Genomic DNA, 12,836 nt, shown 5'->3' on the forward strand with positions numbered 1-12,836 from the left:
GTTCCTTGGATCAGGCCAGTTTGAGGGCCACGGGGTCGATGCCCGCGCTATCACGCGCATCTTCCGTCAGCTTTTCAAGGATTGAAGCGTGTTGGTCGGCAATGGTCGGCTTGAGGAAAATCAGCCGTAGCGATACATCGACTGCCAGGGTAGAGCGCAGTCTCGAAACCAGTTGGGTAGCGGCGAGCGAATGTCCCCCAAGGTCGAAGAAATTGTCGTTAATGCTGATGCGGTCAATGCCGAGTACCTCGGTCCAGGCGGTCGCGATTGCCTGGTCCAGCGCGTCGCGCGGAGCGACGAAAGTTTCCTCATTGGCCCGTCTTCGACCCGGTAGCGGTAGTCTGCCGGCATCCAGTTTGCCGTTGGCTGTCAGAGGCAGTTCGTCCAGTATCACCACCGCCTTGGGTACCATGTAGGAGGGCAGTCGGGCTGCGATGTGCTGACGCAGTTCAGACGCCAATTGCGGATAGCGCAACCCGTGATCGGGAATATTGGCGAGGGCGTGCCAGTCTTTGGGCAGAACGGTTGACATGCCGAATGCTGCTGCTTCAGCCACTCCCCGACCATCGCCGGGCCGGCCGGTCACGAACAGTGCATCGAAGCGGCCGTCCCTGTGGTCGGCAGCGTTCCACTGCAGGCGAACACGCCAGCCTAGTTGCTCCGCGAGGTGCGTTAGCTCGGCCGGATGCATTTCGATGGTGGTGCCGGGTGCGTGCGTTGAGGGATGGGCGTGCCGCCGCAGGTCGAGCGTTGCGGCAAGTGCGGCTATTCGCTTGTTGGGAATGTCCCTCAACCCGAAAGGTGCCGTTCGGCTGACCAGCAAGTCGCGTAGGTCCTCCAGGCCGGACGGTGCCGCAAACCAGTCGCAGGCGAGCGCGTTGGTCCCGGCCTCGGTGCGATGCAGCACTACGTCGAAACGGAAAAGGCTCATCTCGTTGTCGGCGCGCGTTCGTTTAAGGCGAATCTCCACAGGGCCGAGACCGGGATGGCGAGTGCGAAGGCCATGAAAATAACTGGGGTCTACCGTTAGCTCCTTGTCGGCGCGGCAGCGTGCGTCGACCTGTTCGGCTAGGTCGTCCATTTTCTGGCCGCCACGGTGCAGCAACACGGAGAGATGGAACGCTGCCAGCAACGCATGGCTGCGTACATCGCCGATGAACACTGTCCCGCCCGGCGCGACGACGGCCAGGGCGCGGGCTATGACGCGCTCCAGATAGTCGATGCCTGGGAATAGCTGGACCACCGAGTTGAGAACGATGGTATCGACGCTTCCCGGAGCCACCGCGTCGAAGTTGTCCGCCGCACCTTGGAGCAGGCTCACGCGTGCATGCATTGCCGGCCGGCGGGCAAGCGCTTCGTCTACATGCCTGAGGGCCGCAGCCGAGATATCCATACCGATGTAGTGCTCGCAATCCGGAGCCAGCCGCAGCAGCAGCATGCCGGTGCCACATCCCATCTCCAGCACCCGGCGGGGCCGCAGTTCTCGCAGCGTGGCTACGGAATATTCAAGCCACTCGCGCATTTCGTGTTCCGGAATCGGCAGACCGTCGTAACTGCTGTTCCAGCCGGAAAGATTGAAGGTGTCCGCGGCTCCGGTGCCGAGAGCATAAGTCTCGTCGAAGACGTCGCGCCATCGTTCGACCACATCCGCGTGGCGTTCGACAGTTGGAGATGTGGCGTGCTTTGTCGGAACAACGTAGGCAACCAGCGCCTTTTCGTTCCCTTCGTCTAACGCCTTCACCAAGCATTCGGCTACTGCTTGATGGTCTCCCAGCACTTTGCTGATCTCATCGGGCTCGATGCGATGGCCGCGCACCTTGACCTGCTGGTCACCTCGACCCAAATATTCCAGCTCGCCGCCCGGCAACCGCCGGGCGAGGTCGCCGCTGCGATAGAGCCGTGCACCGGCCAACCCGCTGAACGGATCGGGCAGGAAGCGCTGTGCGGTCAGGGCGGCCCGGCCCAGATAGCCGCGCGCAATACCGCCGCCGCCGACATATATCTCGCCGATGGCCCCGATGGGCACCAACTGCATATGTCGATCGAGCAGGTAGAGATCGCGATCGGCGAGCGGCTGTCCGATGATGCTCCGCGCCGCCCGATCCGCCTGCTTCAGCTGGCAGATCGTGTTGTGCACGGTCGTTTCGGTGATGCCGTACATGTTGACCAGCGACGGGCGGCGATCACCGTAAAACGCGAACCAATCCTTCAGCATCGACGGATCGAGCGCTTCGCCCCCGAAGATCACGAGGCGCAGCCGCTCAAGACTGTGGCGGCGAGGCAGATGGCTACGCAGGAAAGCGCGAAATGCCGAGGGGGTCTGGCTGAACACGGTGATGCCCTCGGTATGCATCAATGCCTCGATCTCGTCCGGGTCGCGTGCGGTCAGGGCCGGTATTACCACCAACTGGCCTCCGTGCAGCAATGCGCCCCAGATCTCCCAAACGGAGAAGTCAAAAGCCGGCGAATGAAACTGCAGCCAGACATCCTCGCGGCCGAACGCAAAGTTGGGCGCTGTTGTATCAAAAAGACGCAGAACGTTGCTGTGAGATACCACTACGCCCTTGGGCTGGCCGGTGGACCCCGACGTATAGATCACATAGGCTGCGCTTTCGGGGCTGAATTCCGGCAACGGTTCGGCCGTGAAGTTTCCGGTATCGGCTGCTGCGTCGAAGGACACGGCGAGGAGGCGCTGTGGCAGGTCGGGCGCATGGCCGGTCTCGTGAAGAATGAGTTCCACGCGAGCATCGGACGCGACAGCAGCTACGCGCGCCAGCGGCCAGTCAGTGTCGAAGGGTAAATAGGCCGCACCGGCTTTGAGTACCGCCAGCATGGCGGCCACGAGGGCGCCCGACCGTGGAAGATAGAGCCCGACGCGATGCTCCAGCCTGATGCCGCGCGCCTTCAACCGGTATGCCAGGGCCTCGGCATGCTGAGCAAGTTCACCATAGGTCCACGTCCGGCCGCTCGCCCGATCGCGAATTGCCACCGCTGTGGGTATCAGGCATGCCACCGCCTCGAATCGGGCTGCGATCGTTTCGCGCGAGGCCGACAACCGTTGGCGTGACCGCCCTAGGGCAACCAACTCGGCTTGCGCAGTCGCCGTCGTTGTCGACAGGGCCGAAACCGGCGTGTGCTCATCGGCTTCAGCCAGACTTCCTAGCCAAGTCTGGTAGTGATCAAGGAACCGGTCGATGGTGGCCGCGGCGTAGAGATCGGTGTCGTATTCACACTCCAGCACCAGTCCTTCGGGGCCGCGCGCTGCCTCGATGATCAGATCGGCTTCCGAGGTGCCATTTTCGATCTGGATCAATGGCGGGATGAAGCGCGCACTCAGCGTGTCGGACAGTTCCACCGGCTGCGTCCTGCTGTCAAAGGCATGCAGGACGAAGGAAATGGCAAAGAGAGGATTCTGACCTTCGCATCGTATGGGATTGACCTCGGCGACGAGGCGGTCGAATGGACAATGGCCATGCGTGAAGGCATCGAGAGTCGTCGAGCGCACGGCTGCGAGCAGGTCCGCTACCGACTGTCCCGGCGACAAAACGGTGCGCAGCGGCAGGAAATTGGTGAAATCTCCGAAAACCGCTTCGGTCTCGGGCGTACGTATCGATAGAGTCGTGCCGATCGTGATATCGGCCTGGCCTGTCCATTGATACAAAACCGCCTTCAGCCCGGCCAGCATGCTCATGAACAGGGTTGTGCCGTGGCGTTGACCCACCGCGGCGACTCCGTCGGCAATCGACGCCGGTATGATCCACGGCCGTCGCGCGCCGCGGTAGCCGCGCTGGCCCGGCCGTGGACGATCGGTGGGCAGCGTGGCTACGGGAGGCGCGTCGGCCATCTGCTGCTTCCAGTAGGCCAGTGCTGTGGCCAGCGCTGCATCCGTCAGGGTCCTGCGCATCCTGGCCGCATGGTCTGCGTAGGTCGCACCAACCGCCGCTGGCAGAGGCTGACGCGTTACTAGGCAGCGGTAAAGGCGCGCCAGTTCGGGCATCAGGATCCCGCCGAGCGACCAGCCGTCCGTGACTATGTGATGGAACGTGAGCAACAGGACATGATCGTTCGGCGCCATTTGCACCAGTGTCGCGCGGAAAAGCGGTGCCTCCCTCAAATCGAGCGGAGTCGCGGCCTCGCGAACGGCGATGTCGTTCAGCGCTGCGTCATTGTCTTCCTGGGCCAGATCGATGCGGTGCAGCGACATCGTTGGGTGCGGCGCGACTCGCAGGATCGGCGCCCCGTTCCTCGCCGCGAAACTTGTGTGCAGGACTGGATGCCGGTGCATGATCTCGACCAGGCAGCGTTCCAGTGCATCCACGTCCAGCGGGCCGGTCAGGTGCAACGACGTCGGCAGATTGTAGGCGGGATTGCCGGGCGCCAACTGATCGAGCAGCCATAGCCGCAGTTGGGAAAATGAGAGCGGAATGGGGTCCAGAGACTCAGGCAATGGCGTCTCGGACCCTGCATGAAGCGTTCTTCCGGAGACCGGCTCGCCTGCGTGGCTGGCGATGGCCGTGACCAGCAGGTCAGCCAGTGTTGCGATGCTGCCGCCACCCAGTATCTGAGCCAACGGAACACTACACTGAAGTTCCGTCTGAATCTGGTTGACCAGCCGGATTGCCATTAGCGAGTCGATTCCGAAGGCAACCAGAGGACGGTCATCGTCGATTCGGACCTGTTCTACCAGCGAGCTGTCGGCGATCCGCGCACGCAGCCAGTCACGCAACAGGCGTTGGCGAACGGCGGGCTCCACATTACTGAGGCGGCCAGGATCCACCAGCGCGAGCGGTTCCGATTTCGGTGAGGGCTTGATCTGTACGGCGTCCCTGGCAGGCGTTGCCGGGATCGGGGGAGTGGCGTCTGTACCGAGCCAATAGCGATGGCGCTGGAACGGATAGCTCGGCAGCATCACCCGGCGGCCCCGCTGCACGGCGCCCCAGACGATCGGCGCGCCCGCCTGCCACAGGCGGCCAACACTATGCAGCATGTCAGCCGTCTCGTCGGCACCGCGCCTGAACGATGTCAGACAGCGTTCGGCACTTCCCGTGACGGTTGCGGCGGCAAAAGAGAGAAGGGTGACACCGGGGCCGGCTTCGAGAAACCACGCGTCCGGTTCGATTACCGCCGCTCGATCGAGTGCAGCCTGGAAATTCACGCGGTGCCGCAATTGCTGCTGCCAGTAGCCGGGGGCGATCAAGCTGTCGACGGCGATCAGCTCAGCCGATCTCGCGGTTAGTACCGGTACGCGGAGCGGCTGGAAGGTGGCCTCAGCGACATGGGACGCAAAGGCGTTGACCGCCTCGTCCATAAGCGCAGTATGGAAGGCGTGTGACACGGCCAGTTCGTGCCCCGCGATGCCGAGTGCGGCCGCGCGGCGCAGCGCCTCGGCGACGGCACTGATCGGCCCGGCAATCACCGTGCTGTCGGGGGCGTTGCTGGCGGCAATCTCCAGGCCCCGCGAGGTTCCGAGCAATGTTTCGACAGTGGTGCTGTCTGCAGCGAGGGCGGCCATCCCGCCCGATCCTGGTGCCGCGTGCATGAGGCGGCTGCGGGCGACCACCAGAGCGAGGCCGTCAGCCAGCGAGAAGCCGCCGGCCACGCAGGCCGCGGCCAACTCGCCGACACTGTGACCGAGACAAAGGACCGGCTCCACACCCCAAGCTCGCCATTGGGTGGCAACGGCGACCTCCAGCACGAACATAGCCGGTTGCGTCCAGCGGGTGTCATCGATCGAGCGCTGCCTATCGGTGCCGAACATCACAGACAGCAGCGACGGTATGCCATGCGGGGCGGCCAGCGCTTCGCCCTGATCCAGCACGTCCCGAATCACCGGGCAATGCTCGTAAAGCCCCCGCGCCATCCCCGTAAATTGAGCGCCCTGGCCCGGAAACAGCATGATGACGCGGGGCGCTGATCCTTTGATTGGCCTTTCAGTTGACCCATTCGAGCGGGCACTCGCCAAAGCGTTGACAAGTTCGGTGGTATCGCGGCCCCTCACGGCCAAACGGAATGGCAGCGCGGCTCGCGTCGTGGCTGCGCTGAAGCAGATGTCGGGCGCCGATCCGGCCGGTGCTTCGGCCAGCATCCGGCGATAGCCATCAGCGAGTTCAGCCAGCGCGGCAGGATCGGCCGCCGAGAGCGGCAGCACCACGGAACTGGAGCGCGTCGCGGCTTCGGGTGGTCGTGCAATGACCGGCTCGACGGATGGATCTACCGCCTCTACGATCACATGGGCATTGGTGCCGCTGATGCCGAAAGCGCTGACGCCTGCCAGACGCCGGCCCGGCCAGGACGTCGCAACCGTTGGCAAATACAGGGTGGTCCTGGTCCAGTCGAACAAACTGGTCGGCGCTTCGGCATGTAGCTGCGGCGGAATGACGCCGTGATGCAGCGCCTGAATCGCTTTCAGCAATCCTGTCAGGCCCGCCGCAGCTTCCAGGTGACCGATCAATGCTTTGGCCGAGCCTAGCGCAACCGGTCGAGCCGACTGGCCGAATACCTCGCCTAGTGCGCCAAGCTCGATCGGATCGCCGAGCGCAGTACCGGTCCCGTGAGCCTCGATGTAGCCGATCTCGTCGGCACGAGCATTGGCGTCTGCAAGCGCTCGTTGAACCACCTCGACCTGGGCTTCGCGTGAGGGCGCGGTCAGTCCGTTAGAGCGGCCGTCGTGATTGATCGCAGTACCGCGTATGACGGCCAGTATCCGATCGCCATCGGATCGCGCGCGATCTAGCGGCTTGAGCACCAGGATACCGCCTCCCTCGCCGCGCACGTAGCCATCCGCCGCCTCGGCGAAGGGGCGGCACCGCCCGGTGGGACTGAGCATGCGCGCCTGGCAGAAGTTCTGATAAGCGTCCGGGGTAAGGATCAGATTGACCGCCCCAGCAAGCGCCAACTCGGCTTCGCCGTCTCGCAACGCCTTGCACGCCAGGTGCACGGCAACCAACCCCGAAGAACAGGCGGTATCGACGACCATGGCGGGACCGCGCGTGCCAAATGCGTAGGCGATGCGTCCGGCGGCGACACTGGGGGCGCCGCCGGTGGCTGTCCAGGGAGCCGGCGTCCCTGTTTGCATCAGCAATTTCTGATAATCGGCCGAACTCATTCCAAGGTAGACCCCCGCAGGCGTACCCGCGAGGCTTGTCGGAGCGATGCCGGCATTTTCAAGTGCTTCCCATGCCATTTCCAGCAGCAACCGCTGCTGCGGATCCATCGCGACTGCCTCGCGTCCCGCGATGCCGAAAAGGCCCGCATCGAAGCGGTCGACTTCGGGCAAGAAGGCACCTTTGTCCGTGTAGATCCGCCCGGGCTGCAACGTGGAGATGTCGTCGAGCTTTTGCAGGTAAGCGCTGCTGTCGAAGCGCTCGCGCGGAACCTCGGAAAAACATCCGGCGGAGGCGAGACACAGATTCCAGAATTCCTCGGCAGTACTGGCGCCAAGCACGCGGCATGCCATGCCGACAACGGCGATGTCCGTCAGCGGCGGGCGTCCGCGTTTGGCGACCGGAGGCCGGAATGTGTCGGTACGGGTAATCGCCTCCACCAGCGCACCCAGTGTCGGATGATCGTAAAGCAGCGTTGCTGGAAGATCGCGGCCGAGCAGGTGTTCAAGTTCACCGGACAGCGCCACGGCGCCGCGCGAGTCGATACCAAAGTCGGCAAAACACGCTTCGTCGGTAACGAGGTCAGCGTGAATGCCCGTGCGGCGTGCGATGGTGTCAACGAGCCGTCGACGGATCTCCACGGCATCTTTGCTCCGGCCAGAAGGGCCCGTTGCGTCGAGCCGGCTCGGTACCGGCGCTTGCCATCGCGTCAGTTCCACCAGCGTGCCATCGAGGAAACGCTGCCGGCACAAATTGCGTTCGACCTTGCCGCTGGTGGTGACAGGCATTGTGTGCGGGGGCAGGAGTACGAGGGTGTCCAGAGTGAGACCGTGCAAATCGGCGACCGCTGCGACAGCGTCTCGGGCGATCGCGGATGCCTTCGGCACAATGGGCCCCGCCGCCACTTCGTGCAGGACGACCAGTCTCTCCTCGCCATCGCGCTCGATGGAGAAGGCTGCGGCTGCATTGGGGCGCAGGTTCGTGTGGACAGAGCCCACCGTAAGCTCGATCTCCTGCGGGTAGTGGTTTTGCCCGGCGACGATAATCAGTTCCTTGAGTCGCCCCGTCATGTAGAGATGGCCGTCATGCAGAAAACCTAAGTCGCCGGTTCGCAGGAATGGACCCTCGCCCGTGGATAGATGCGCCTGAAAGGTGTCTTTCGTTTTCTGAGGTGACGCGTAATAGCCGATCGCGAGCGATGGCCCGGCCAGCCAGATCTCACCGACCCGGCCGGCCGGCACCGATTGCCGGGAATGCGGATCGGCAATGGTGAGGTGCAGCGAAGATGTCGGGCGACCACAGCTTGCTAGATCGATGCTGGTACCAGGCGCTATCGCCGGCTCGACTCTGCCCTTGGTGAGGGCGGCGCGATCGACACTGAGGGTGATCGGCCTCGAATCGGTGTCGTGCCGCCCGGTTGCCACCAGAACGGCCTCGGCCAGCCCGTAGGCCGGCGCAAATGCTTTGCGTTGGAAACCCGCCACGGCAAAGTGGCGAGCGAAAGCGTCGATCGTAGATGGCCGGATCGTCTCCGCGCCCGTCTGGGCGATACGCCAGCCGGACAAATCGAGCGATTGCAGCGATTCGGGTGGGATCCTGCGTACACATAGATCGTACGCAAAGTTCGGACCACCCGAGAGATAGGCGCGATGGCGCGAAATTGCCGACAACCATCGTAGTGGGCGTTGCAGAAAGGACGGCGGCGCCATCAAGTGGCAGCAATGGCCGTTGATTACCGGCATGACAACGCCGTCGGTTAACCCCCAATCGTGGGAGTGAGGCAACCACACCACGGATGCACTATCGGCCGGCATCGGAAAAACTTCCGCATGACCGGATGCTTGCGCCATGATGTTGCCGTGGGTAACCATCGCCGCTTTGGGCGTACCGGTCGAGCCAGAGGTGAACTGCAAGTAGGCTAAGGTTTCCGCCGCAATTGCGGGGCGCCGCCACGCGGCCGCCAGTTCGATACTGACTTCATCGACGGCAAACCAGGGTAGAGCCGCCAGTTCGGGCAGGGCGGCATTCAATCTGGATTCCTTATCACGTAAGGATGATGTCGTGAGTACCGCGCTCGGGGCCGCAATCCGCAGAATCTCGCGGCTGCGCGAAAGCCGCAGTGCTGTACGTTCCGGCCGGCCTGGCCGCAACTGCGGGATCGGTATCGGGACTGCGGTCAATCCGGCGTAGAGGCAACCGTAATATGCGGCATGGAAGGTCAGTCCCGCCGGAAAGAGCAGTACAACGCGACCGGCCACGCCAGCTTGTTTCAGGCAGGTTGCAATGGCACGGGCCTGCTGGTTAAGCATGCCGATGCTTAGTTCGTGGCCTGCCGCGTCGTCTGTGGCCATGAAATTAAACGCGAGCCGCTCGCCATCGGTAGCCGAACGCGCGCACAAAACATCGACAATTGTTGTATCCAGCCTCACATGCGTAGGGTTACCTGTGCTATGCAAAGAACCCCCTTTAATGTCCGTTATGGAGCCGATCAAATACAGGATTTTCTGCGGACAAGCTCAACATCAAGCCTGCATCCGAGCCCCTACAGACACTTGCTGGTAGGGAAACCACGCGCGTAGGCGGATAGATGAGATCCGCCTACGTTCAGAAACCCGGTATTAGTGCCCGTCTTGCGAGAGAAGAAGAATCCGGCTTTCCCAGTGCTTGAAAGACTGCGCCCATTTCGCGAGAGCGGTTGCTCCAGCCTTCTGATCGCCGAGGTTCTGAAAGACAAGGTCTGGCGTGTGAACCCAGTTATCCATTTCACCGAGACTATCAAGCGGGATACGGATAAATGCCTTCTCGCCGTTGCCGACATAAGTCGTGTAGATTTCCGGAGCGGGTCGGCCACCTTTCTGGAATGAATCGAGCACAACTTTGAGCCCCTCAGACCACTGTGCGCCCAACTCGGTTTTCACGTCAAACTCAAGCTGATAAATATACTTAGAAGACATTTTTCACTTCTCCACTTTAAAGTTAAATTAAAATCATTCCGACCACAAATGTCCGCCGGAATGACGTCAATACAACCACTTCATTGCACAAACTATTAAATGCACGACAAATGGCTTGCCCTCAACGATTCGCATGCCTTGAACTTAACAAGTCAGTTGCGATGATGTGACGCATTGCCCGGCAAATATATAAACAAAAACTATATATTCAGTAAATCTATAATTTTCAACAGCATCTCCGCTATTCGCACACTGAATATCGAACTTAGAGCGTGTTAGGCACTTGCTGCCAAACCTGGTAACCTGGCGGAATGAGCAAACGCCGGCCCTACCCAACGGATGTATCGGATGAAGAATGGCACTTCGCCGCGCCGTATTTGACCTTGATGAACAAAGGCGCACCGCAGCGTCGATACGAACTGCGCGAGATGTTCAACGCGCTGCGCTGGATCGTGCGCGCGGGTGCACCCTGGCGTCTGTTGCCCAATGACTTCCCGCCGTGGGGGATGGTCTATCAGCAAACGTAACGCTGGATTCAGGCGGGTTGTTTCGAGGCCATGGTCAGTGATCTGCGTTCGATCATACGAGTCGCACAGGGGCGCCAGGGGCAGCCCAGCGCGGTGATTCTCGATGGGCGCACACTGCAGTCGACGTGCGAGAGCGGGCCGCGAGCCGGTTATGACGGTTACAAGCGCAAACAGGGCAGCAAGGTCCATATGGCCGTCGATACTCTGGGGCAGTTGCTTGCTGTGCACGTGACGCCAGCCAATGAACAGGAGCGCGCACAGGTCGGCGAGCTTGCGCGTCAGGTCCAGCAGGTCACCGGCCAGACGGTGAAAGTCGCGTTTGTCGATCAGGGATATACCGGCCAGGAACCTGCGCAAGCCGCGCTGGACGAGGGAATTGAGCTTCAGGTGATCATATTGGCGCAAGCGAAAAAGGGCTTTGTCCTGTTGCCGCGTCGCTGGGTTGTAGAGCGCAGCTTCGGCTGGCTGAATCGCTTTCGTCGACTCGCGCGCGATTACGAGCGCTTGCCAGAGACACTTGCCGGGCTTCATTTCGTCATCTTTGCAGTTCTGATGCTCGTCCATTTCGGAAACCTCACCAAAAGTGCCTAACACGCTCTAGCAGGCTGTTGAAAAGCGCCCCGTCATGACGACCGAAGCTACGTTCAAGAGGCTTGCGCGTGCGATTTCCCGCTGAATTACCGGTTTGTCTCGCAATCTGCGCGGGGCGTGCATACGCATGCAGCCCTTGTGGCGCGCAGTCTGCACGCCGTGGCGGCTCATCGCGTCGCTCCTTGCGGCACCACCCCTGGCATTCGGGCCATGCGGGTCAGATTGCTCGCAACCATCGTCAGCTTGAAGTGCTGGTCGACGCGCCGAATGCCGCGATAGACCGTCTGCCGGATCCGACCGACTGTTTTACCCCAGCCGAAATGCTCTTCGATTCGCTTGCGGATGATCTGGCTGATCCGGTAGCCCGCGTGCCGCGAAGTGCGGCCGTCGATTGCGCTGCCGCCCCAACGCTCATCGTTACGCGCGACATGCGGTGTCACGTTGCGAGTGCGGCAATCGTTCACGAAGTCGCGTGTGTCATACGCCTTGTCGGCACCGACTGTCTTCGCATGAGCGCCTGGAACGCAGTCGAGCAATTGCAATGCACTGGCCCGCTCGGCGAAACCATCTGCGTGACTGACCACGGCGCCGACCACCAGCCCCGAACGATTCTCCATGAGGATGTGCCCGTGGTAACACAGGATGGCCGGGCTCTTGTGGCTCTTCTTGAACAATCGCGCCTCCGGATCAGTAGTCGACTCGTGCGTGGCATTGCTACGTCGCTCGCCTTTCCAGTCAGTGTCAGCGTTGCGGCCACCACTTATCGGCGGACCATCGTCCGGGCCGCCCCTCAAACCCCGTTTATCAAACCCCGTTTACACGGGATCCAAATTCAACGGCCTGCTAGGGTTCTGCAGCTTTCCGTCGGTCGGGGCAATTATGGTGGAGATCGCGGAAAGATGTTTGAGCGGCACCAGCTCCTCCGTTAACAACAAAATACGCCACTGAAGTCAGAAAAAGAATCTTTGCAGTGTCGGACATTTCGGTTCTCGGCAGTTCATGTGACGCCAGAGCGATGGTCGTGCCAACAGCCCAGATAAGCGCTTGATTCGCAACTCCTCTTTTTACACGACAAACAAGTCGACAATGAAGACACAGAGTGTCGCGAATGCGACACTCTGTGTCGCTAGGTCCTGTTCACATTCTCACCAGCGGCCCAAAGGCGCAGGCAAGCACCGCGAAGGCGAAATAGTTGCCGGCGAGCTTGTCGTAACGAGTGGAGACGCGACGAAAATGTTTGATGCGATTGAAGAAGCGTTCGACGATGTTCCGAGTTCGATACAGCGCGCGGCTGTACCGACGCTTGGTCTTTCGATTCGAGCGCGGCGGGATAACGGCCTTCGCACGCGTAGCGCGGATGGTGTTCACGAAGGCATCCGAGTCGTAGCCTTTGTCACAACTGGTTGCGCGTTTCGAGCAGGCTCGGCGCAGCGCGGTTGGACAAGCCAATGGGATGGGAAGGAATCGCGGCTGCCAGGCGTGCGATGCGACGATGTGTGTCGTTGTGCGAATGGTTCGGCATGACGCGGGCGACACCACGGCGTGATGGCCAGCGATGAAACAAAGGTTTCGAAGCGAGTGATCAGCTTCGGCAGTAGTGCCGAAGATTGATCATCGTGTAGGCAAGGGTTTTCAATGCGTAGTGCAGGTGGCTGAGTCGC

General features: G+C 61.5%; 3 protein-coding genes and 2 pseudogenes. 1 reads left to right on the top strand and 4 read right to left on the bottom strand.

What is annotated here, in order from left to right; all coding sequences use genetic code 11:
* Positions 1-10: 10 nt before the first annotated feature.
* Together BN2475_RS09075 and BN2475_RS09080 are read right to left on the bottom strand one after the other, a co-directional pair.
* Complete coding sequence (locus BN2475_RS09075; RefSeq protein WP_143325758.1) at positions 11-9,532, bottom strand: non-ribosomal peptide synthetase/type I polyketide synthase; 9,522 nt, start codon at positions 9,530-9,532, stop codon at positions 11-13.
* Between the two features lie 189 nt (positions 9,533-9,721).
* Positions 9,722-10,057 carry a hypothetical protein gene (locus BN2475_RS09080; RefSeq protein WP_094779205.1) on the bottom strand — a complete coding sequence of 112 codons (336 nt, stop codon included), beginning with the start codon at positions 10,055-10,057 and terminating at the stop codon, positions 9,722-9,724.
* 311 nt (positions 10,058-10,368) lie between these two features.
* Between BN2475_RS09080 and BN2475_RS09085 the strand changes: the two are divergent.
* A pseudogene (locus BN2475_RS09085) lies at positions 10,369-11,175 on the top strand (IS5 family transposase).
* A 167-nt stretch (positions 11,176-11,342) separates the two neighbouring features.
* Here BN2475_RS09085 and BN2475_RS09090 read toward each other — a convergent pair.
* Positions 11,343-11,966: pseudogene (locus BN2475_RS09090) on the bottom strand (transposase); the annotation flags it as partial.
* 346 nt (positions 11,967-12,312) lie between these two features.
* Positions 12,313-12,630 (bottom strand): transposase, encoded by a 318-nt coding sequence (locus BN2475_RS09095; RefSeq protein WP_281254196.1) that lies wholly within the window; start codon positions 12,628-12,630, stop codon positions 12,313-12,315.
* Between the last annotated feature and the right edge of the window lie 206 nt (positions 12,631-12,836).

Origin of the sequence: Paraburkholderia ribeironis (genome assembly GCF_900019265.1) — a bacterium.
Taxonomy (GTDB): Bacteria; Pseudomonadota; Gammaproteobacteria; order Burkholderiales; family Burkholderiaceae; genus Paraburkholderia; species Paraburkholderia ribeironis.

Coding starts and splice junctions, on each gene's coding strand:
- BN2475_RS09080 (WP_094779205.1), bottom strand. CDS start 10,057: ATGTCTTCTAAGTATATTTATCAGCTTGAGTTTGACGTGAAAACCGAG.